This window comes from Pseudomonas sp. KBN12P06040, from assembly GCF_037574965.1.
GTDB classification, from domain to species: Bacteria; Pseudomonadota; Gammaproteobacteria; order Pseudomonadales; family Pseudomonadaceae; genus Pseudomonas; species Pseudomonas aeruginosa.
On sequence record NZ_JBBELS010000002.1, the window covers coordinates 89,091 to 110,822 of the forward strand.

The window sequence follows — 21,732 nt, forward strand, 5'->3', positions numbered from 1 at the left end:
CCTAATACAGCGTGACGGGACCGCTCAACAGCGGCTCGATACCGTTGCGAGCAATAGCGTGCGCAACGAAGCGCTTCGCACCGAAGCATTCATCGTTGGGCTTATTGGGTTTGGCGAACTCCAACAGACATGCGTTCCGGAACTCGCAGTGCCGGCATTCGGGATTGTTGTTCCGCGTGCTCTGTCGCCGCATGTACAAGATCCTCTCCCGAGAGCAGAGGATGTCTCGGAACGTTGTCTCCGGCTCCAGAATGTTGCCGAAGGAGTGCATGTACTCCTTCCACCCATCCCGATAGTTGGGCAGTACAAACTTTCCATCAGGGAGTAGAAACAGGGTCTGCCCTGCCATGTTGCTAAGGTCGCTGCCGGCGGCGCGATTGACTGCAAAATGAGCCTCACCAATGCTTGGCATCTTCAGCCCCTGGACCTTGCCCCTGTACCAGTGGTTGAGCATCTCGATCATGAAGTCGTTGAAGGCAGTCATGGTTGGGGCGAAGCGATCGTATTGGCCAGGCCTGTCGTTCTGCTCGTTCAGCATGAAGGGCAACCAACCAGTCTCCTCGACTCCAAGTTCAGCAAGCAGATCCAGTGTCCGGGATGCGCCTTGTTCCAGCAGAGCAGAGTTGACCACGCTGATCGTGGCCACTTTCAAGCCGCGGCCTACTGCTTCACGTACCTTGGCCTCCCACTTACGCACGTAGTTGCTGGAGCGCATGTCTCCGTCGTAGGAGGTCTGAACATAGCCATTACAATGCTCATGCCAGATTGGCGCCCAAACATCGAGGTCTACACCAAGCATCGAGGTGAGCATCACATGCCGGACTTCATAGCCGGCCGATGCCGGCAGTTCCTCATCCATGATTCTTGAGTAGGCGAGAAAGTATTCAGGGCCCGCCGCGGTGGGCTCACCGCCGTAGTTGTAGGCGATGATCGTCCTGCGGGGCGGCTGCTGCTCCTCGAAGTAGGTGTGAATCTTCCTGCAAACCATCCTGAAGTCGTCGAGCGACATCAGAGTCTTGTCGCTGCGCTGTTCCTTGCTCAGGTAGCAGTGCTTGCAGTTGTAAGGGCAGTACAACGACGGCATCAAGGTGAAAACGAAATACCCGTTCTCAATTGTGTCCGTGAGGCCTTCAAATGGCTCACTTTGCGTTACGGGCAGCACGGATGGCCTCCTCGTTTACTACCAGGCGGTCACCGGCAGATTGCTCAAGCAGTTGTGCAATGCTCGGTGTCGGTTTGTGGCCAGGTTCCATGTTGATCTGCAACTGATGTGGGTTACGTTCGAGCGCCTGGTCCAGCGCTATCTCCTCAGGAGTGCGCTCACCTGAACCCGCTCCCGTTTTCTTTTCCAGGCTCACGAGTGTGTCAACGCTCAGCAAACGCTTCCCATACGAGAACAGCAGCTTTGCGAGAATCGGAAAGATCGAGAGAAAACTGGGCCCTTTGTCAGTGGTCATGGTCAGCCCACCGCAATGATGTTCTGAGGCAGCTGGTTTGCGCCCTGCAATACGGACTTCGGTCGCACTCCCTCTTCCTCTACCAGGAAGCGAACCCTCTTGATGAAGGTCTTGAAGCCCGGGCACTCGTCCTGCTGATTCCACTGCTCGTGAAGAACGCCGCAGTTGGCCTGGCAAAGCATCCTCTCATCGCAAGCCCGGCAGGCAGCGGGAAGTCGCCTAGCATTGGCCACTTCTTTCAGGTAGCTCGGCGAGGTGAGGACGTCATGAATGGTATTGACGAATTCCACGGCCTTGGAACCGTCACCTTGAATCACCTCGCGCGTTTCAAAGATGTTCCCATGGCTGGTGTAATCGTTCGTACCGCCTTTCTCGATGCAGCTGATAGTCCGCCCATCGGAGTCGATATCAAGCGCACCATGGACAATCGGGCAAACCACGTCATCTAAACTCTCGCCGCGGTAGACAGCCTCCAACCAGGACTCACATGGGTTGATCCAGAGGTCGGTTATGTTTTCGCGATGCTTTAGGTACCAGTCAAGCGCCTCGATATAGAACTGAGCGGTCTCACGGTGCTTTGGTTGGATGAGCTTCGCATTGAGGTCGCCGTCACCTGACGGGATGAAGAACCCGAAGTGCATCTTGGTGAACCCAAGGTCGACCAGCTCCTCGATCATCGCAGCTGCTCCGGCTTGAACGACCGGCCGTACAAGTGCCGTGGTGACAGAGAAATCTTTCGGCCCCGAAACCCCCGGCATCTTGGATTCCGCCATCAGGGTAACCACGTTGCGCCGCCAGATTTCTTCCTGCTTACGCTTGTTGAATCTCGTTGACCGTTCGTAGCTGGTGGACACCTTATCGAACAGACGGGCCACCTCAAGGGCTTCTTGAGTCACCAAATTGGTGACAATAGAAAAGTCGACTGCCTGGGGGATGCCTCGCAGCAGAGCCTTGGCTTTCGGGAGCGCGGATTCGAAGAACCGAACCCCTAGCATTGAAGGCTCCCCGCCAATCACATGGATGTCCACGTGGTTGTAGCGCTGGGAGAAGTTGTGATCGGCTTGCATGTGCTCGACGATGCCCTTCACAACATGCAGGAATTCTTCTTCCGTCATGTCGGGGCTCTTGTCCTTTTTGTCCGAAAGGATGTAGCAGTGGGAGCAGCGCAGCTGGCAACGTCGAGTCACGTTTATTTGAAATAGAAAGCTGTTTCGCCCGGTTGCCCCGGACGATGAAATGCCTGGCTGCATTAGGTAATCCTCAGGGCGAGCGCTGTCCGTAGATCGTTGTGGCGGCCCTTCTCGGAAACGTCTGTAACGCTGACTCGAGCCTGCCCAACTCTTGAACAAGTTGATGCTTCTGGATGTAAAAATCGGGATGGGTGTGAGGTAAGGACCACTAGCCCAGTGCTTACGAATTCAAGCTCCCGATGATTGAACTGAATCGAGGGCAACCGAGCGGTGATGACCTTCCAGAATGGGTGAAGACCGGCCTGCTGCCTGATATCGGGTCTCAAAGGAAAGAGTAGATGCTTCCCTGGGGCACCGCGGCAAAACCCACGGTCACTCTGCAGCGCTGTGTCCTTGATAATTGAGACTCTACCCGTCTGCTTGCAGCCCTCACAGAGCGCGCCGATTGCTGATGCAATGCTTGCGACCTCGAAGCCCTTGCCGAAGCGTGATCCGAGTACCTCCGCCATTTCATCAGTCCAGGTGCTGAAGATGGCCAGGTTGTTTGCTGAGTAGTGAGGATTAGGCCACGATTCGATGTCGAGATTATCGGGGCTTATCAGTACCTCAAAACCGCATTCGGCCAGATGTAATGCCAGGGCTAGGCTGACCAGAACATCGTTCCCGACCACCAGGACCTCTGGGTGCAATGAGCCGTAGATGCCATCGAAACAGGCATCAATTACTCGCAGCAATCTCCCGCGCCAACTCAACTCCACAGGCGAAGTGATCAGGGCATCGTGGAATCTGAAACGGCGGAGTGATAGCTGATTTCTGCTCATCGGAGAGCTTCTCCGTAGCGTTTCCGTACAGTGCTCCGCATTACGTTCTCGCGATATCCGAACTGCCCAATGAGGGTGTACCTGGGCTTATCGGTGTTGATTGCGGTGACCTGGTGAACCCACCGCGGATTGGTGTTGATGCACCAAACAAGCGTCCCGTGATTCGGGGAAACCGAGGAGTGAACATGGATGTCCTTGGTGATGAACCCCATGTCGTCGATATCGCCTTCACCGAGTTGAAGCAGGCCCCCGTCCTCGGGGGTCCACAGCTCGTCGCTGAGATAGACCATGCAGATCAAGTGCATGGGGTCGTATGCGTCGTGATGCCATCCCATAGAGTCACCACGTCGTCCACGCTGCAGCATGACATTCACTCTGCTCCAATCCCCCATGTGTGCCCGGAAGTGCTCAAGGTCTGGGCTGCTGCCGAGATTCTCCATGAACGAGAGATACTCTGGCGGCACGTTCAAATTCTTCGAGGGGTCGTCGGACTCCCACTCTGCAATGTCAGGACTTCCAGGTTTGTCAGGAAGGAAAGTGTCCTGCTTGACCAAGCGAAGCAGCGCATCAGCTTGGTCCTTGGGAATCGAGCCTACACAGTGTCCAGTGCGGAACAAGTCATTCAGTACCACGGAAATTCCTCGGCTATGCAGAGGCCAGACTTGCCTTGAATAGGCCGTCTAGCTTGTGGTTGTGATGTCGGGTTTCGATGCGGTGGAGCCAGCCTCTAACCTCCTCCAGTCCGTGTTCCTGAATGCCGGCATCGATGCGTCTGAAAAGCGCCTTCCAACTCGCACAGTGCGCAGAGCGGCCATACATGCCGTTCCCTTGTTGGATCGATTCGAACATGCAGCCGCCCTGGCACTCCTTAACAAATGGACAGGCCTGGCAGTCGGCAGAGAGCCGCCCTGAACGGGCCGCCAGAGCTTCTAACAGTCCCGTATCGATCACACCGTCCAATGCATTGCCCACCCGAGATAACCCCGCGTCCGCCATTTCTTGGCACACGTGTAGGTCGCCATTCGGCTCCAAGCTGAGAGACCGCTGAGTGCAGTCCGCCTGGAATGCGCAGGCATGTGGCATCTGGTGGTTACCACCGGCTAAGGACGCCACGCGCGCGGTGGTGAGGTGGAAAAAGGGCTCCACGATAATCGGGTAGCGCATAAACCAGTCGTCGAAGGTCTCTAGGAGTGCCTTCATCGTCCGTTCTGCCCCTTGAAGGGCTTGGCCAGGCGTTCCTCCCTGAAACAGCGGACGAAGTGTCAGCATGCGGCCTTCTCGTGCGGCGAGCCGAGTCTGTTGCCTAGCAGAGTTCAAGCCTGACTGATCCAGGACGAAGACCGCGCCCGGGGTGCTCCGCTGGTTTCGAAGGTAATGGTCTGCCTCTTTCCAGATCAGCCGGTAGTTGTCCGCCGAGCCTTTCACTGTGCGCGCCTGGCTGAAATCGTCAACCGAGGTGCCAAGGCGGCCTTCGAACAGGTCGTATAGTCGACTAACTTTCTCCGGAGTGCCGATCAGGTTGCTCTGGGCACCATCCTGCATCTCTATTCCGTGTTGGGCGCACGCTTTCCGCAAATACCGAACGCACTCCTTCAACTCTTGGTAAGGAACGGTGAGGATTTCGCCCCCTATGTACTGGGCCGATAGGAACGTCGGCGCAGCCCCGATCTGGGGGAGTGCTCGGTTGAGGATGAAGTCAATTGACTTCATGAAAGCGGCAGGCGACATCCGCGACGAGGCATTCTCCATCCAGCTGCTGCAGTAGCTGCAGTCCGCGTTACATGACTTCGTCATCCGGATGTGCAAGGTGAAGGGCTGATGAATCATGCGGCGAGCTCCATGGCAGCCATTGCCTCCCGGCACATCAGCACCACTTCATCGAGATGCGCGCCCCCCAACAGCGCCCGAACTGGGCTCCCTGCGGCTAGGTCAGCGATGATGTTTTCAACCAGGCGCGCGAGCTTCCATTGCTGCCGGTACCGGATTTCGCTGATCACGCGCACTGGATCGAAAGTCAGGTACTGGTAATTGCCAAACAGGATGTGACGGAAAAGCTCCTCACCACCCTCCTCTGCAGCGTCTGCATACCAATTTTTCGGCGTGTCGATCTGCGCGCCGATCGCATCATAGAAGAACAAGCGTTCGGCCCAAGACTTCCCGAACAGGGCGCCTGGCATCATTTCTACGAGCCGGGGTCGGTCGAACTCATTGAAGAAGCTGTCGTAGGCGCCGGCGAAAGAATCCTCGATCAGGGGGACTTCCCGGCCGCGCTCAATGTTCGCGGTTGCAACCCGGAGCCGAAGCGCCCCTTCCCGCTTCCTGGCTTCCATCACTGCCAGGTACTTGGAGCGGTCGGTTTCAGCGCCAGCATTGGCCTTGGCCTGCAGCCATACCCGCTTTAGGCCAGGACAGTCTCCGTCGGCGATGATGCTGCGCAGGTTATGGTGAAGGTTCTTGTGCCACGCCCATCCACCGGAGCACACGACGGCAAACTCACAAGTGCCACACTCCTCGTAGGGCATGCTGTGGCGCACCAGCATCTCTGGGGCATTGTTGAAGATTGCCTTTTCCGCGAACCGCAGGTCCTGCACTGAGAGTGGTTCAGTTGGCTGTATCGCCTCGTCACCGGTGTAGCTGGAGTTGAAGGTCACCTCGCCGTTCTGTTCTACCTCGAGGTCGTAGCTGTCATTACCCGGGTAGTGGAAATGGGTCGCGGTAACAGACGCCGTCTCCATTTCCACCAACGGGCTGATGGTCACCCCGTCGGGCACCAACTCGCTCAGAGCAAGGATGTAGTCGGACACTTCGCCGTAGGTACAAGTCTTGTGAAAGTAACTCTTGCCGCTGCCTGCCGGGTAGAGCATGTCGCAGGTGATATCGGTGATTCCGCGGCTGACGAACTCTTCGACGATGAACTTAGGCCCGCGCTCAATTACGGCCTTGCTCATGGTGATGCAGAGGGTTTTGCGCTTGATGCCGGTGATGGCCTCTAGCGTTCTGAAGTATCTGGGGAGAAGCTTGTCGTCCTTCAGGAACCGATTGGTGTCAGGTTCCCATGGTACAAACACATCCAACCCGTAGCCATATCGGTGGCCCATCTCGTTGAGAAGGCTGATGTACCCTGGGTCCTTGAAAATCAGGTTGGTACACCAAATAAGGGCGGCCTCGGCGTTGTAGTCGCGCTCCCATCCGGCCATGACCTCCAGGGTCCAGGGCAGATTTCTTTCCCAGTAGGCCAGCGGCATCATAGTCAGCTCGCCGCCGAGCAATTCGATGTTGATCTTGGTGACTTTCCGGTCTGCCTTGAACAGAGCTTCGATGCTATCGAAGGTCTTCCGGTAGAGGCCCTCGTCCATCATGGCCTTATCCCGGAGCAGCTCTGGCTTCACGTAGCAGTGGGTACAGCCGAGGTTGCAGAGGCGAGTTGGTGCAATACAGACGTTGAGCATGTCCAGGGCGTTATGCACGGCACACCTCTCCAGAGGCAGAAATGAACACCAGTGCCGAGTCCTTTTGATCCCCAATGTCGGCGCCGACCACGTGCGGCACTCGAAGACGCCTGGCGTGCTGCATGAGATGAGACAGCGCAGAACCTTCGCGAACGACAAGCGCGCCTGCGCGCGCTATCAGCGGGAGATAGCTCATTTCCGCTCGGTCAATCAGCAGTGCGTCCCCTGGTTGGAACTCATCTTTGCTGGCCAGCCGCAGGCAGATGCCTTTAGCTGGTACTCCCCATACGAAGGCGTTTAGCCCTAGATCTCGGTCTTGACCTGCCAGTAGGTTGGCCAGCGGGAGAGGCCTGCTTTGCATTGCTACTGTTTCTAGCGCTGCCGCCCTGGAGTCAGTATCGGTACCAACTGAAACGTCTAGGGCTGACATGAGGGAGTTGACTGCCCCACGTTGCTCGATCTCGGCGAGCAATGGGCGCAAGCGCTTCAGTTCGTACATGACCTGCACCGCACTTTCATCCTTCAGCCAAGCCATTGGAGAGTCGGTAGCCTGTATAACGCCGCCGAGAAGATCGTCTCCGTCCAGACTCGACTTACCCTGGATAGCGAAGCCATTCAGCGAAAGGCATCCCATGCGCTCAAGCAGATCGGCCCGGGCGTCCGCCTCTGCCTCTTCCAATGCCGCGCCAAGTACAGTCGAGGATAGTGGCCGCGAAAAACCCTTGATGCGCGCCTTGATACGGAGTTCAGCTGCCAGAGTCGCCAACCGGTTGAATCGCCCGTACACGTCCCGAATTCGACCAAGGTCGTGGGTGACCGCTGCAATCAGCTGTTCGGTGTCGGCAGAGAGGTCGGGGAGCCATAAAGTGCGCTGCGCCAGTCGTTCCCGATGCTCTGTTTCGAAAGCTTCAATGATCGCCGCGGAGGGAAATGCAATGGTCGGGGACATCCGGGTGTAGTCAACTGCCGAGGAAATGTCCTGATAGAGCGACAACAATCCGCCAATGAAAGACTTGGCTTGAACCAGCCGGTACCTGCCTACGGTCAGTTGCTCCCCCTTGATTGCGCAAGCGGCGAGTACGGCAGCTTCCAGCTTGCCGGTGTGTGCTACTGGAGCAACGACGAAGCGGCGAGTGTTTTTGGATATACGGTGCTTGAGGCCTATTCTTCCGAGTTGGTCAGTGCTGACCTGCAGGATGGTCAGCTTCCCCGATACCGAGCGGGCCCACTCAATACTCGTGGCGCCCATAACTCGCTGCAGGCGCAGCAGCACCCGGCAGACAGCCCGGTCTCTTGGGTCGAGCCTGTTTACATCCCATATCGGTACTGCAAAACGCGACGTTGCCGCGGTGCCTGCCGTAACCTGGTCAGCATGGCCTCCTTCGCAAATGATCATGTGGTCATCGGCTTCGGTACCGAACATAGCCACCCCGAATGTTTGGCCTTGAATCCGGGGCTGAACGAAACACATACCCTCCTCTCCAGAGCGCTCTATCTCGGCAATGACCTGAGCGGCCGAGGCCCAGACCTGGTGCTCGCCGTCGGCGTATAGGGAGTCGTAGATTCCAATAGTCGTCGCCTCACAGCTCTCCGACCGTGCAGCAGAGCGAACAATAGTTGGCTTCATGCGTGCCCAGCGTGGGAGATGTCTACCCGTCGAATTGACCAGGGCAGGGGTGATGACGACGCCAGGCAGGACGTGGAAGCCATGCTCCGCAGCTTCGGCCAGTAAGCGAATCTTCTCTGGTAGGTCGGTAGGATGTACGCCCAATGGGACAGTGAACCGTCTTTTCCGATAGCGCCGGTGCGCCGTCCAGCAGAGAGCACTTAGAAGACCTGCCGTCAGTTGCACAGCGACAACCCAGTCCGTAGGCACGTCGGCTCGTACCCACTCTTCAAGGGTCCAGCTAGAAACCTGGAAGACGCCGAGTGCTGCAACCGCAACCAGCCCCTTAGCGGCCACCGTTGGAGTTGCGCAGAAGGCGATGGTCAACACTAGGGCCAGTAAGGCGCTGAACAGGAGATAGCCCTTTATGCCATCTCCCAGAAGGGAAACGGCCTTGAAGCCCGCCTCGCCAAGTTCATTGCGGGCCTTGGCCGAGAATTCGCGCCAACCGTCGTACAGGTCGGGATTCGACAGTCGCTCTCGGCTAAATAGCTCCGGCTCAGTGTTGATGCCCAGCCAGCCGGCCCCCTTTTCCGACAGGTATTCGCCGGCCAACAGTGAGTGGTAACTGCTGCGCCGGTCATAGCCCAGTCCGGCGTAAGTGGCAGTAGGGTCCAGCTTGGCCAACTCCTCGGCCATCTGGCCTCTGGCGACCTTTTCCATGTCGATGTGGACTGTCCCGCGGATGCGTTCGCGGGTAGTTGCCCAGTCTGCAGCTGGCTGGAAGTCCAGAAACACGACACGAGGCTTGCGTTCTAAGTAGGAAAACGTCTCCGAGTTGCCGAATAGTCGTTCGTCATTCTTGAAATGCCGGTAGTACGGTGGCTTTACCAGAAGCTCATCCTCAGTCGGAAGGATGAACTGAGGATCGAGGCCTCGGGACCTGAGGAGAGTTAGGATTACCCAGGTATTACCGGTGAAGTAACCTTCCGCCGCAGAGATCAGGATAGGCCGATCGCCGATGGTGGCGACGATGTTATCCAGACCGGCGAGGAAGGTTGGAAGATCCGAAATCATGTCGCCATGAAGCCAGCCGTCATGTTCAAACTGGTCCCGGGTTGTGTCACTTATGATCTGCAAGCCAGGTGTTGCGGCAATCACCTTTGGGAATTGGCTTGGCAGGATGGCCCGAGGGTCTTCCTCATTTGCAAGGTGCTTCCAGCCGTATGGATGCAGAGATTTAGTGCCACCGACCAGAAATCGAACCTCAATACCGAGTCGGGCCTTCAGAGCCTCTGAGATAGCAGCGGCCGAGCTTCCATACTGGTCGATAAGCACCACTGGCACCGACGATTCACGAATCAGCGCCAGCAATTTAGCTGGGCTTTTGCCGAGCTCTTTCGCCGACACTCCATTTCCGAAATCCTGGAAGAACGGTTCAGGCATTGGGTCAATTCGAACCGCGCGGATGGTGCGCTTGGCCAAACTGTCGATGAACTCTGCCGGGTCCATAGCCGTTGGCATCTGCGCCTGCTCATCCAGAGCAACTTCCCGAAACGGAATCTCGGTTATGCGTTCAGCCGGCGAACCTGAGTCGATGAAATTCGCATCCAACTGACTCGCCCGCTGATCATTGAGCACCAGCGCCAGCACGGCCAACCCAGCGGCGAATCCCAACGCCAGGCTTTTCACCTTGCCATGCTTGCCCGAACAGAATCGGAGGTACCCAAAGACGCCAGCGGCGATCAGTAGTGCAATTACCGTTGACGGTCCGCCGAGGAGCATTGCGCCACCGGCGATAACGACGGGGAAGGCTTGCGCGTTGCAGGACAGTCCCAGGGCACATGCGCCCAGAATCCAAGTCAGACGCATGTCATCCTCTCTTTTGTGATCTGCCAGTCCCTGATTGCCGCGTGCGCCTTTCGCGAAAAAGACACGGCCTGCAGGTGGATGCGTGACAGGTACTCGTAAGCATCCGGGGTCAGGAAATGGTCACGGCGCTGGTCCAAAGAGTCGGCAATGTCTGCAGGCACGGCGCAAGTCATCCCCCACATGATCAGGTCCTCGAACTTGAAGGACACTTCAAGCCCGCTGTTCCACCGTGGGAAACCGCCTACAACTTCAATTGGTAGGTCCATCCACCTGGCCAACTGCACGGCATCCAGGATGAAGCCAGACAGGTGGTGATCGGGCCGACGGCGAACAAAGTCCCAGATGAGGGCATCATCGATCCCAAGGGAGTGATAATTGCCGGCCAGCGAATGCGCGATGATGGAAGCTTCCTCGCCGAAGCGACTTAGTCCACCCTCGAAGACGACTTGTTTGCCCAGGCGATCGTAGAACCACAGCCGCTGCCGGACGGTGCAGCCGAAGAGCATTTCGGGTATCACCCGCACCACGACGGCAGATCTCACTGCATCAAAATAGCCTTCGTAGTCGTCGACATAATTGGTTTCGAAGAAGGCTGTGGCCTCGCCGGCAGCCGCCCGTGCGATAGCTCTGATCCTTCTCTCGCGGCGGGCATTGCCGTATCGCGTCACACCCACTTGATCGAAGCTGGTCTGAGCCTGCTTTTCCCATAGCTGGAAGAACCCTGGGCAACTGAACTCCCCTTCCGGAGCAGCCATGTACTTTCCGAGCACTTCAGGTGAGAGCTGCTTGTGAGGGTACCAACCGGAGTTGCAGGCCTGCAGGTAGGCACACCCTCGGCAGAAGTCATGCTCGTAGGACAGTTTTGCATCGAGCTCGCTGTTGTTCCCCCAAACCACCTTCAGCGCGGCATTCCGATCCCAAACATTCAGGTTGATGTATGGGCGCACCGCCTCAGTACCGGTTTGGTTCGGGTTCAGCGATAGCTCCCCGCGGTGATCCCAGTGGTACTCGTAGGCGTCGTTGAGTGTGTTCTGAGAACGGGAAAGTGTGCGGAGAGACTTCCTCATGTCGTCCAGATGGTCGACAGTCAGGCCGTAGGGAGCGCCAAGTTCAGTCAAATCCTCAATGAAACGGGCCACGTCACGGTAGTACGGCTGCGCTCGATCAAAGTAGGACCGGCCTGATCCCCACGGGAAGATCATGTCGCAGGTCACGTCGCTGATCCCGCGCTTCACGAAGGTGTCGATGATGTACTGCGGACCAAGGTCTATGAGGCCCTGCCCCATCACCAACACCAGGTTGAGCATGTTGCACTCGCCCAGCGCTTCGATTCGTTCAAGGTATTTGGGGAAGATGGCCATGTTTTTGCCGAACCGGCCACTCTCTGGTCCCTCGAAGGGGATCGCAATGTCCATTGCGGGATGCCCCTTGAACTGCCTAAGCAAATCCAGGTAGCGGTCATCCTTCCACATGAGATTCGAGCAGAAGGTGAACTCGGTAGGCGTGCCGGCAGCATTCAGGTCGGAAATACGGTCCAGAACCCAAGGTAAGTTCCGCTCCCAGAATTCGAAGGGCATCAGCGTCGCCTCCCCCCCCAGCACGTCTAAATGCAGATAGGTGACGGACTGGTCGAGATGGAATGCCTCGACGATAACCTCCACTTCGCGACGGAAGGTTGCCTCGTCTATGTATTCCTTGCGCCTGAGCAGGTCTGGTTGGATATAACAGTGCTTGCAGGCCAGGTTGCAATTGAGATTGGTCGAGATGGTGGTACTCATCATCTCGATCGACCGATTGCGTGGAAGGGCGTAGGGCAGAATGTTCATGCCCTAATAGTGGAAACCGAGTGCCCCTAATTTGGAAAAAGGGATGCTAAATCGGGTTCCGCATTTTGGTGGATCTCAGCGAGGCCTCGCGCTGGAGTTGCATCGATACGAGTTTGATCTCTGGCTCAGGGTGCTCACCTGCAGGGGGCCCCGCCGGCGAGGGATGGGAGAGCACCCAGCGCAGCAGTTGAGTATTGTGGCCGGCCAGAATGAGGTCCTTGTCCTTCACTTGCAGACCCTGGGCTAATAGAGAGGTTTCCTCCACGATTGCGGCCAACTGGTCATCTGGCGAGGTTCTCACCCACTCCCAGACCATCGCGGGGTCCAGCTGCAGAGCCGGGGTGTCCCCGTATACCAGGTGCTCAATCACCAGGCGTTTCAGATCGTTGGAAAGAATTCCAAAATCGTCACAGCTTAGGTTTATCGTTGCTCCTACAGCCTGGTACGCCCAGATTCGCTCCATGAGCGGTCTGCCGATTTGGGCTCCAGGGTTCAGAGCAACCCGAGCATTCTCCACCTGCTTTAGCCAGGCGTAAAAAGCCAAGCCTTGGCCGGCGATCTCGTCATGGACCTGTTTGGATGTGACGCTATCCGTCGGTGACTTGAGGATGGCACGCATAGCTTCATGGTGAGTGTTCATCCGTGTATCGAACTCCCCGAATCGATCCTTCACTTTCGACCAGAGGCGCTTGTAGCCAGGGCACTCAGCTGAGTCCCATGCTCGTACATCCTCCGGTTCGGCAATTCGATAGTGGTACCAGCCGCCCGCGCAGTAGGAGTGGAACTCACATTGGAAGCAGTAGTCGTGGTAGCGGGAGAGTTTGTTATCCAGCTCCGAGGTGTTGTCCGCAAGAACCTTGAACGCCCAATCCGGATCGTCGATGTAGATCCTGGTGTCACCGAGGGCGGCCTCCCAAGTGGTCTGTGAGGCATTGAAGCTGGTGAGGCCGTCTGGCTCAACCGCCAGGTCATAGCGGAAGTTGCCGATGCACTGATAGCTGGTGCCTCGGAACATGGCGCTCGTCATCTCGTCTGCCGGCGTGAAGGTGATGCCTTTAGGCGCTATCTCGAAGAGCCTGCACAGGTAGTCACTCATCTGGGCGAAGCTGATCATGTTCGGCTGCCAGAACGCCTTGCCTGAGCCGTAAGGGCTGATCATCTTGATGCTGAAGTCGGTGACACCCAGCGGCAGGAACTGTTCCAACAGATAGTCCGGCCCCAATTCGACCGTGGTCTTGGTGAGGATGACGTCGAGGATCTTTTGCCGCACCTTCAGGGCGCTGACAGTCTCGCGCCAGGCGGGCATCAGCTTATCTCGCTTACCGAAGCGGTTGGTTTCCGGCTCCCACGAGGTGTAAACGCACATTTCCGGCCAATCGCCGTACTGGTTGAACAGGTCGATGTAGTCGGCTCGCCTGCGCTGGTCAGAGAAAATGAGGTTGGATAGGACGTTGACCGAGCCCGGTGTCTTGAGTTGTGCGTTGAAGTCCCGGCATTGCTCTAGGGCGAACGGCAAATTTCGACGCCAGAACTCGACTGGCATCTTGGTGATCTCGCCGCCGATGATTTCCCACTCGACCTCCTCCAAACCGCGGTCCAGGGCTACGAGGTCTCGGACACGGTCGAAAATCCCCCTGAAAACCCCTTCCTCCATCTCGACGGGATTGGCCAACTCCGACGGATCGATGTAGCAGTGAGTGCACCGCCGATTGCACCATCGGGTAGCGGTGATGCTGATGTTGGCCTGATTCAACCGGGATTGTTTATGCACAGCGCATCTTCTCCAGTAGCAGGTCCCACATTCCCTTCCCACCCGCGCACTCCCCAGAGCCATCGGTGACTGGCACATGGGCGGGTCCGCCGGAGCAGTAGCTGAAATGAGGGCAGGACCTGCAAGGCAGGAGACGGCGCCGTTCGGCAATAACGCGGGCCAGGCGCCGGGGTGATGAGAGCAATTCGTCAAGAGGTGCGTCTTGGAGGTTTCCAAGGAACGTCCCTTCGAGATCGGAATAGAGGGGGTTTGTCGTTACAGATCCGTCCGGGTTCAGGGTCAGAAATCGATCTTCTGACAGGACGTTGAATTGGTTGTTGGCCTCGCCGGCTACCTGCTCCAGTGCGCCGATGGTAATCCCGGCGTCCCTAAGCTGCCGGCCATGGGTGGCTTCCAGCGTGTGAAGGAAGGTCCAAACGGCTGCATAGCTTGCGGTGAGCGGGAGCTCCGGCGCCGAGGATGCTTGGTAGATTGGCTCTGCCAGGAAGGTCCGGAAGTCAACAGAGATGTCGAACTCCCAGACCTTAGCCTTCGTGGAGAGCATAAGCTCCGCCAACGCGGTCGGGCCGCGCTTTATGGTCTCGGAATTGAGTTCGACGTTGACGGTACACACCACACCCGCATCCCAGAAGCGGTTCAGGCCAGTGAGGAAACGCCGGGTATACAGATCTTCAGAGCCCGATAGGCTGAACTTGTGCCCTAGGGCGAAGGTTGTCTCAACCTGGCCGTTGAAAGCCGAATGAGAGAGATCAATGAGCCAATTGGGGACAGAAAAGCAGTTGGTCACCATGGTCTGGGAAGCGTGTGGGAGTAGGCCTCGGGCCTGGTCCACGTACAACTGCATGCGACTAGGGCCCACGATCGTTGGCTCTCCACCTTCCCAGATCAGGGTCACCGGCCGGTCTGCCCAGAAATCGGATGTCAGGAAGGCTGCAAGCGTGTAGGTGGGGAGTCGCTCACCGGCGGCCCGGTTGGCCTCGGTTAAATAGCAGCGCTTACAGTCAACGTTGCACTGGCGAGTTACGTTGATGAACCCAACTGCTTCAGATTTTGCCATCACTCCCCCCTATCCCCCATCCCATTGAGATGAGGGACCGATCAGCCGACAGCGATAAGGCCGCTGGCGGGTGCAGGTACCGGTTTGGGTGCTGGAGGCGGAGGCGGGCTCACATGGTTTCCAGCCTCAAGAACTGCTCGAATCATGGAAAGAAACTCACCAGTGGCCAGCGCTGCAATCTTCGGCTCAACGTCCATCGCCACGGCTATGCGCGACGCAACGGAACCAGGTTGAACAGTTCCGTGATCGAGGTTGATGCGCTCTTGCACCTGCAGGGTGGACTCGACGCCTGCCCATGCCTGGTCCATCTCATCGATACCGAATGCTGCAGCAAATGCAGCCCCTAAGGCATTGGCGAGTTTGGCCTGGCGGGTATTCACCGGAGGGGTAGCCTGCCCCTCAACCGCGGGCTCATCCGGTGGTAGGTACTTATCCAATACCGTGTGGACTCCGTGCTTCAGCTCGTACAGCATGCCGGCAGCGTTGGACAGGCTAAGCCCCGTGGACTTACTCACCATCCGAATGAGATTGGGCAACGGTGTTCGTAGGTCGAGCTCTTCCTCCAGGATGCGCGCTCGGGAGTCACGGAACTGCGCTTGCTTGAGGTGAATTGCCTTGGCCACCTTTTCGAGGATCTCATTGAAAGCATCCTCAGTCCCAAAGTGCTCCATGATGACGTCGTGAATTACGACTTTCACGTACTCCATAACCACTTCAGGCATGCCTTCGGTGAATAAAGTATTCATCATCTCGTCGGTCGAGATGGATGCCGGAATGTGCCCTGCCGCCACACCGAAAAGGTATTCGAGGTAGCCATCGATTGGCGCGACACGGATGTTCGATTGAGGCGAGGCAAGCCACATCCTCCCGTAGGTACGGAGTACCTCGCAGTAGCGTTCCACTTTCTCGTCGACGACGGTGGTGTGCCCTGGCGGGAGCAGGTTGATGTTGAAGCCCGAGGATTCAGCGTGCATCAGCAATTCGTCGGGCGATACGGTGCAATCGTAAGGGATGTCGATCGACACCGAATTGAGACTGCCGGCAGCCAAGATCAAGCTGAAAGTGAAGTCGTCGCTGGGAAGGTCCGGTGAGTCTGGGTGACTCTGCGCACGCAAGCCCAAGTGACAGGCATCGCGAGGGATGCGCTTGAGAGTCGTGTCGCACTCTACGTTGAAGTACGATACATCCCGCTTGATCTCGTGTTCGGGCGAAGTCTGAAGATGGCTGGACTGTGCAAGGAAGATCCCTTCAAGGTCCGAAACTCTCATTCCAACTTGAACTGTCATGGAACCCCCAATCAGCGCCAGCCACGCGAGCCATGGCACGCGCCGTGGCAGGCACCATGACAAGCGTTATGGCAGTAACCCCAGTCGCCGATCCGGGTGGAGTCCATATCTTTTGCTGTGGCTGTGGCCGCCAGCAGCATGTTGTCGATACCGCCCACCATGTTGCCCACGACGATTTCGCTCAACACCTTCTGGTGTTGTTCAACCATAGGCTTGATCGGGTTCATCTCCAGGATGGCGCGCAGACGGGCGATTTCCTTATCTGCAGCGAGATCTTCAGTCGACTGCTCCACAGTGAACGACTTGTGAGTTTCGGCGTAAGCGCTGGCGGTCAAGGCGCTGACCGCGATTGCGACCATGACTCGATTGCCGGTGAACTGCTTCATCTTCCCCTCCATTTCTGCTTGCCCAAAGGGCCGATTCTTACCCAGCGATTGCTATCAACCCGGGGTTATCTCTGGTTGCGATGTGGTCATTCAGTAGCCTGAACGTCATGTATCCCCCTGCACACTCCTGGCTCTCGTCCATTCGGGGCGTGGCCATACAACCTGAGCTACAAATAGGCTTGAACTGGCAGGTAGAGCAGTCCATTTGACGCTCCTCTCGGGCAGTCTCAAGCTGGGTGTGCTCCACCACAGTCACGCCAACTGCGTTCCTGTTATCCCGCTCCGAGGTCAACGCAGTACAGGCGGAGTAATAGCCGTTCTGGTCGAACGTGTGAAAGCGAGTATCACAAGCGCCGGAGAGACACCCGTAACCTCCTCTCTCACCGCGGCGCAGCCTTTCCACGCTGGCGATAAGCCCATCCAGCGGAGAGATGTTCAGTTCCTGCCGACCTTCCCGCTGCTGAGTCATGAAGCGGCTGTAGGCCATGGCAAAGCGACCAATCCACATGCTGTATTCGCGGTTCGTGACTCCGAGCCAATCCCAGTTGGTTATCGCATATCCAGTTCTGGTCAGCCTCTCAAAGTGGGCCAGGGAAATTCCGCGCTCGAGAAGGAAGTCAATGAGGTCAGTTGGGTTCCTGAACCTGTTGATCAGTGGTTTGGTCACCGTGATGACCATGTACGGTGTCAGCTGAAGGCTTTGGAGTGCCTGAATGTTGGCCCAGAACTTATTTTCGAACTGCTCGTTCGATTCGGGACGTCCAGCCCTTATAAGGCGTATCTCCGGGTCCCAGGACACCCCGACAATGCCATCAAAGAACTCGTGATAGATCTCAGCCCAACGTAGGTCGAAGGTCATCAAGTTCGTCTGAAGCGAGAAACGCACGTCGAACTCGGACAGTTCAGTCTTCAAAAACACAACTGACTTGCGCATGAACTCCTGACCAACCAGCGTTGGCTCCCCCCCGTGGAGTTGGAACAGCAGGACCTGGCCTGGTCGAGCAAAAGAACGGACCTTCGCCGGAATCTGCTCGATATTGTTCCAGTCCATCCGCTTCGGATTGTTGGGGATGAAACAGTGTTGGCAGTGGAGATTGCATGCCTCGATGAGCCGCACATAGATCATGTGATCGAAGTCGGGTGCACCCTTGCTCATGCGATGCGCTCCAGCCCGATGGTGTACGGGTCAAAGGGCAGCGCGCCTGCCGCGGACAGGTAGCCGGTAGCAAATCGGCGTCCCTCTTCGTTGGCAACGAACTCTTTGACTTTCGCTAGGTGTGATCGATAGCCGGCACACTCCCCTGCACCGGTATGAACCTGGTGATCAGTGATTGGGCAGCCGCTCTTGCACCATGAACGGAACTCGCACTTACGGCAGTGATTCTCGATGTGGTCGATGTGCTGAACCTTGATCCAGCCCAATCGCTCAGGGCTGGACTGGAAGGCATCGATGCCATCCTGGACCTTTGGCCAAAGGTCCGTCTCGTACTCCATCCGATCCGGGCAGGTGTTGAGCGCCCCGTCAGGATTAATCACTAGAAAGTCGCGCTGGCAGGTTCCGCCCCAGCGCTCGCCGGGTTGGTTGTGCAATACCCCACCAATGGCCGCTGCCACGGCATTGTTCGTTACGCAGGAACCGGTCCGTCGCAAGTCCTCTATCGACACATCGAACAGGTCGCTCAGAAAATCGCTGTGTTCCTTGTTGCTTGGGCGGTCTCCGTCGGCCCCGTAGGGGTTGTACCGCTCGATGTTGAAATGGGTGAACCCGTGTTCTTTGAACCACCCATAGATCTCCGCTACTCGACCAAGCTCATTGCGCGTCGGCACCATGATTGGGCCCACGTGAAGACTATGGGAGCGGGCCAGGTGGACCTTCTCCAGCCAAAGATCGATGTACTTGTTATTGGAGCCCTGTATGGTGCGGCCGCTGAAGTCGATAGAGGAGCCGACGAAGCCATCACACCGCTCCTGCAAGAATGGGATGTGTGAACTGCGCAGTGGAATGAGCGAGGTCTGGATGGCTTCCTGAATTTCAATACCGGAGAGGCCGCGCCGCACCTTGTCCGAGAGATCCATGAGTACCCCGGCACTCATACTTAGCGGCTCGCCTCCGTGGTACAGGATGGAGACTCGGTCGTGCCCCTCCCGTTCGGCCAGGTTGCGGATCAGATCCAAGCTGTCCTGGAGGGTAGCCTCCGACATACGGGACTTATTGGCCCGCACATCCTCTGGGAGGTAGCAGAAGTCGCAACCTACGTTGCAGAAGTTTGTTGGCTTGAGATAGACCTGAAGCATCAGTTCGCCCACCCGTATGCGGAGAGTCGCGCGCGGGCGCTCTCGGGAGTGATGCCGAGCTTGTAGAGAATACGGTCAGCCTCACCAGTCACAACCGACTGCTTGAGTCGATTGAAAACCATCTTCCAGCTCTGGCAATAGCCGAACTTGCCCCCCATCCCTCTTTCGAAGAGCACGGCATCGCGGGCACAGCCGCCCTCGCATTCGGTGAAATGCGGGCATGTCTTGCAGTCTGGCGGAAGGTTGACTGCTCGCCCCATGATTTCTCGGGAGGCAGGTGATGCGGCCAGCGCGGGAGCGATGTCGGCACCAGAGTAGAACTTGACCTCAACTGGTTTCGCTTCCTGCACCTCACCGGTAAGGATGTTACCGAAGCGAAAGCGCTTGTCGCCGAAATCGCTGAATTCGCTACAGTTGTACACCGAGCCATCAGGATCGATGGTCAGGAACCGACCTCCACAGGACTTCGTCCAGGGGCACAGCATGCTCTTGTAGCCAGCCACCTTCTGCAGCATCAAGTCCAGCGGCGTAATGCGGAATACCGGGACTTCATCAATCCAGCGATCGTAGAGATCTACAAGCATCTGTCCATAAGTCGTTGGGGCAATGAGCATACCCGCCTCCCTGGCACGACCGGCGGGGTAGGCGTAGTTGAACCGGATGTCGAATCCTGCTGAGCCATATGAGAGGGCTCGCTCATACATGTCCATCGCGGCCGTAGCCGCCCCTTCATCGTAAACTCCGATTACGAGCGGTCGAAAGTCGTCGGCGATTACCTGGTCCATTGCTCGCCAGAACAGACGGTCATACGTCTCAGCGGAGCCTTTTACCGTGCGGTATTTCTTGTAAGGGTCGAAACTTGTAGATACCCGGCCCTCAAAGATTTCCGAGAACACTCGCTTCCATCGTTCAGACTTGTACCCCAGAAGGTTGGTTTGGATTGCAAAGTGCACACCACCATGCTGGGCCAATGCGTACTCAGCGCAGGCTTCGAAGAAATCAGGGCCCATGAGCATCGGCTCACCGCCATGCCAGATCCAGTCGATGTTTGGCGTGAACGACGGCTGCAGGCGATCGAACATCCGCTTGAAATCATCAAGCGACCAACTGTCCGCGCCGTCAGGAGGCGCAGAGCAGTAGGTGCAGTCCGCGTTGCAGTTTTTGGTTGGCTTAGCAATAACGACTGAATATGGCATTAGGGGTAATAGCAGTAGACGTCGACAAGCGACTGAAGGTTGTTCCGCTCTACCTCAGAGCCAATGATATTGGTCGAAACGATCCAGTAGCTGCCGTAGTCGAGGAGCCGGTACTCGAAGCCGAAGGCTCCGTGGTTTACCTCTCCCTCCTGCCAGCCACCACGCATTGTTCCTGGGCGCAGAGATGCCCTTGCAGATCCTCCGCCCGGGCACGCAGGCTTTATAACTCCGTCGCTGTGTCGGACAAGGTAGGTTCCCTTCTGCACGAAATTCGGCAGCAGATCGATGAGGTTGGCGTTCCCCCGTTGACGAAGGGTTACGTTTTCAACCGAAAGGTTGGTCCCATTCTCGATGGCCACCTCGCCGCCATAGGGCGTGCTGAGGATCAAGCGCCCAGCATCCGTTCTTACTCGAGCATCCGCACCACCGTTGTTCAGATACATGTTCGAAACTTCATTGATCGAATTTCCCCCAAGCAACAACGGGGTGCGCATCCGATTCATCTCAGGGTCACCGGTGTAGACTCGAGAAAGCTTAGAGTTCAGTGCGGGCTCACTGCCTGGAATCCCGATCGTTGAACGAATGGTGTATGTCGCTGCATTGCTGATTACTGTCCCAGGCAGGTTGTTCGCGACTACACCATCCCAGTCTTGAGCAATGCTTTGGGTGATCGAGAACGTGTTTGCATTGCAAGCTGGGGTAACTGCCTGGTTGTACTTGTTGGTTGCGCTGATGCCGGCAAGTGTTGGTGGTGAGGTGCTCTCAAGCACGCTCTTGGCATTTGCACAGCTGCTTGCTTGGCCTGGCCACGAGCCATTCTGCATGCGGTATGAGCGCGCAGCGTCCAGAAAAGACTGAGTTTCCTGCGCAGTCAGGATTGCACGCTTCTGGTTGAGCTGCTCCATGTACCTGGGTGTGGCATAGACAGCAATCATCGCCATCACGGCCAGCACAATCGCCAATTCAATCAGCGTGAAGCCTCCCATCGAGGCCTGGAAATTAGCGCGTCGTTTCTTCATGGAGGATTCGCTTCTGATAAGACACCCAGGCGGAAGAGGAGCTCTGCGCCGGCCTGGTTGTGATGATAATCCGGGTGTTTGCCCCGACGTTTTCAGTGGTATATCCACCGTAGTTGTCTTCCTTGAAAGGCAGATCTACGGCGACGTAGCAGCGCTGTGAGTCGAATTTGACGAGGATGTTTGAGCCAAGCGGGTTGGTAGCTGGCAAGCGGTAATCGGCAGTCAACAGGTTCTGAAGATCCGCTGTTTTCGACCAGTTGGTAAGAGATCCATAAGTATGGGTGACCTTTAGGTTCGCCCCGACGGTCGAGGACACGGCTTTTGTCCTTGCGATCTCGCAGACAGGAATCAGGTTCCTGGCCTGCTCAATCGAGGAATTGATTTTTCCCTGCTGATACTTCTCCATTGCGCCTGGAAGGAGCGCAACCGTCATGACTGCGACGATTGCCAAGCAGACGGCCAGCTCGATGAGGGTGAAGCCGCGGGAACGAACCATAGCCA

Annotated in this window: 18 protein-coding genes; all 18 read right to left on the reverse strand. The window is 57.0% G+C overall.

What is annotated here, in order from left to right; all coding sequences use genetic code 11:
* Position 1: 1 nt before the first annotated feature.
* A complete protein-coding gene (locus VQ067_RS30880; protein WP_021018425.1) occupies positions 2 to 1,162 on the reverse strand; it encodes a transcriptional regulator in 1,161 nt (386 codons plus the stop codon).
* Positions 1,140 to 1,457 (reverse strand): hypothetical protein, encoded by a 318-nt coding sequence (locus VQ067_RS30885; protein ID WP_010792544.1) that lies wholly within the window; start codon positions 1,455 to 1,457, stop codon positions 1,140 to 1,142. Before VQ067_RS30885 ends, VQ067_RS30880 begins: the two co-directional genes overlap by 23 nt.
* 2 nt (positions 1,458 to 1,459) lie before the next feature.
* Positions 1,460 to 2,572 carry a hypothetical protein gene (locus VQ067_RS30890; protein ID WP_043315467.1) on the reverse strand — a complete coding sequence of 371 codons (1,113 nt, stop codon included), beginning with the start codon at positions 2,570 to 2,572 and terminating at the stop codon, positions 1,460 to 1,462.
* Positions 2,573 to 2,706: 134 nt separating this feature from the next.
* Positions 2,707 to 3,468 (reverse strand): hypothetical protein, encoded by a 762-nt coding sequence (locus VQ067_RS30895; protein ID WP_010792546.1) that lies wholly within the window; start codon positions 3,466 to 3,468, stop codon positions 2,707 to 2,709.
* Positions 3,465 to 4,100 carry a 2OG-Fe(II) oxygenase gene (locus VQ067_RS30900; protein WP_010792547.1) on the reverse strand — a complete coding sequence of 212 codons (636 nt, stop codon included), beginning with the start codon at positions 4,098 to 4,100 and terminating at the stop codon, positions 3,465 to 3,467. The genes VQ067_RS30895 and VQ067_RS30900 overlap by 4 nt, the downstream gene beginning before the upstream one ends.
* 13 nt (positions 4,101 to 4,113) lie before the next feature.
* Positions 4,114 to 5,295 (reverse strand): SPASM domain-containing protein, encoded by a 1,182-nt coding sequence (locus VQ067_RS30905; protein ID WP_010792548.1) that lies wholly within the window; start codon positions 5,293 to 5,295, stop codon positions 4,114 to 4,116.
* Positions 5,292 to 6,935: a radical SAM protein gene (locus VQ067_RS30910; protein ID WP_010792549.1), complete on the reverse strand. Its 1,644-nt coding sequence runs from the start codon at positions 6,933 to 6,935 to the stop codon at positions 5,292 to 5,294. The genes VQ067_RS30905 and VQ067_RS30910 overlap by 4 nt, the downstream gene beginning before the upstream one ends.
* A complete protein-coding gene (locus VQ067_RS30915) occupies positions 6,928 to 10,395 on the reverse strand; it encodes a PEP-utilizing enzyme (protein ID WP_043315470.1) in 3,468 nt (1,155 codons plus the stop codon). Before VQ067_RS30915 ends, VQ067_RS30910 begins: the two co-directional genes overlap by 8 nt.
* A complete protein-coding gene (locus tag VQ067_RS30920) occupies positions 10,386 to 12,221 on the reverse strand; it encodes a radical SAM protein (RefSeq protein WP_010792551.1) in 1,836 nt (611 codons plus the stop codon). Before VQ067_RS30920 ends, VQ067_RS30915 begins: the two co-directional genes overlap by 10 nt.
* Positions 12,222 to 12,267: 46 nt before the next feature.
* Positions 12,268 to 13,992, reverse strand: a complete 1,725-nt coding sequence (locus VQ067_RS30925) for a radical SAM protein (protein WP_340080967.1) — start codon at positions 13,990 to 13,992, stop codon at positions 12,268 to 12,270.
* Positions 13,985 to 15,049 carry a radical SAM/SPASM domain-containing protein gene (locus VQ067_RS30930; RefSeq protein WP_010792553.1) on the reverse strand — a complete coding sequence of 355 codons (1,065 nt, stop codon included), beginning with the start codon at positions 15,047 to 15,049 and terminating at the stop codon, positions 13,985 to 13,987. Before VQ067_RS30930 ends, VQ067_RS30925 begins: the two co-directional genes overlap by 8 nt.
* A gap of 41 nt (positions 15,050 to 15,090) precedes the next feature.
* Positions 15,091 to 16,335 (reverse strand): hypothetical protein, encoded by a 1,245-nt coding sequence (locus VQ067_RS30935; protein ID WP_010792554.1) that lies wholly within the window; start codon positions 16,333 to 16,335, stop codon positions 15,091 to 15,093.
* 11 nt (positions 16,336 to 16,346) lie between these two features.
* Positions 16,347 to 16,721 (reverse strand): hypothetical protein, encoded by a 375-nt coding sequence (locus VQ067_RS30940; protein ID WP_010792555.1) that lies wholly within the window; start codon positions 16,719 to 16,721, stop codon positions 16,347 to 16,349.
* Positions 16,722 to 16,758: 37 nt separating this feature from the next.
* Positions 16,759 to 17,877 carry a radical SAM protein gene (locus VQ067_RS30945; protein ID WP_010792556.1) on the reverse strand — a complete coding sequence of 373 codons (1,119 nt, stop codon included), beginning with the start codon at positions 17,875 to 17,877 and terminating at the stop codon, positions 16,759 to 16,761.
* Entirely contained in the window at positions 17,874 to 19,016 is a 1,143-nt protein-coding gene (locus VQ067_RS30950; protein WP_010792557.1) for a radical SAM/SPASM domain-containing protein, read from the reverse strand. Before VQ067_RS30950 ends, VQ067_RS30945 begins: the two co-directional genes overlap by 4 nt.
* Positions 19,016 to 20,098 (reverse strand): radical SAM protein, encoded by a 1,083-nt coding sequence (locus tag VQ067_RS30955; RefSeq protein WP_034000311.1) that lies wholly within the window; start codon positions 20,096 to 20,098, stop codon positions 19,016 to 19,018. The genes VQ067_RS30950 and VQ067_RS30955 overlap by 1 nt, the downstream gene beginning before the upstream one ends.
* A 113-nt stretch (positions 20,099 to 20,211) precedes the next feature.
* Complete coding sequence (locus VQ067_RS30960; protein WP_019484910.1) at positions 20,212 to 21,231, reverse strand: type II secretion system protein; 1,020 nt, start codon at positions 21,229 to 21,231, stop codon at positions 20,212 to 20,214.
* The gene (locus VQ067_RS30965) at positions 21,212 to 21,727 is read right to left on the reverse strand and encodes a type II secretion system protein (protein WP_010792560.1); all 516 of its coding nucleotides are present in this window, start codon (positions 21,725 to 21,727) and stop codon (positions 21,212 to 21,214) included. Before VQ067_RS30965 ends, VQ067_RS30960 begins: the two co-directional genes overlap by 20 nt.
* Positions 21,728 to 21,732: the final 5 nt, after the last annotated feature.

Bases quoted from the DNA above. Each gene is read 5' to 3' on its own strand.
- VQ067_RS30965 (WP_010792560.1), bottom strand. From the start codon at position 21,727: ATGGTTCGTTCCCGCGGCTTCACCCTCATCGAGCTGGCCGTCTGCTTG.
- VQ067_RS30905 (WP_010792548.1), bottom strand. From the start codon at position 5,295: ATGATTCATCAGCCCTTCACCTTGCACATCCGGATGACGAAGTCATGT.
- VQ067_RS30940 (WP_010792555.1), bottom strand. From the start codon at position 16,721: ATGAAGCAGTTCACCGGCAATCGAGTCATGGTCGCAATCGCGGTCAGC.
- VQ067_RS30895 (WP_010792546.1), bottom strand. From the start codon at position 3,468: ATGAGCAGAAATCAGCTATCACTCCGCCGTTTCAGATTCCACGATGCC.
- VQ067_RS30930 (WP_010792553.1), bottom strand. From the start codon at position 15,049: ATGGCAAAATCTGAAGCAGTTGGGTTCATCAACGTAACTCGCCAGTGC.
- VQ067_RS30950 (WP_010792557.1), bottom strand. From the start codon at position 19,016: ATGCTTCAGGTCTATCTCAAGCCAACAAACTTCTGCAACGTAGGTTGC.
- VQ067_RS30890 (WP_043315467.1), bottom strand. From the start codon at position 2,572: ATGACGGAAGAAGAATTCCTGCATGTTGTGAAGGGCATCGTCGAGCAC.
- VQ067_RS30955 (WP_034000311.1), bottom strand. From the start codon at position 20,098: ATGTTCGATCGCCTGCAGCCGTCGTTCACGCCAAACATCGACTGGATC.
- VQ067_RS30935 (WP_010792554.1), bottom strand. From the start codon at position 16,335: ATGACAGTTCAAGTTGGAATGAGAGTTTCGGACCTTGAAGGGATCTTC.
- VQ067_RS30885 (WP_010792544.1), bottom strand. From the start codon at position 1,457: ATGACCACTGACAAAGGGCCCAGTTTTCTCTCGATCTTTCCGATTCTC.
- VQ067_RS30960 (WP_019484910.1), bottom strand. From the start codon at position 21,231: ATGAAGAAACGACGCGCTAATTTCCAGGCCTCGATGGGAGGCTTCACG.
- VQ067_RS30920 (WP_010792551.1), bottom strand. From the start codon at position 12,221: ATGAACATTCTGCCCTACGCCCTTCCACGCAATCGGTCGATCGAGATG.
- VQ067_RS30945 (WP_010792556.1), bottom strand. From the start codon at position 17,877: ATGAGCAAGGGTGCACCCGACTTCGATCACATGATCTATGTGCGGCTC.
- VQ067_RS30915 (WP_043315470.1), bottom strand. From the start codon at position 10,395: ATGCGTCTGACTTGGATTCTGGGCGCATGTGCCCTGGGACTGTCCTGC.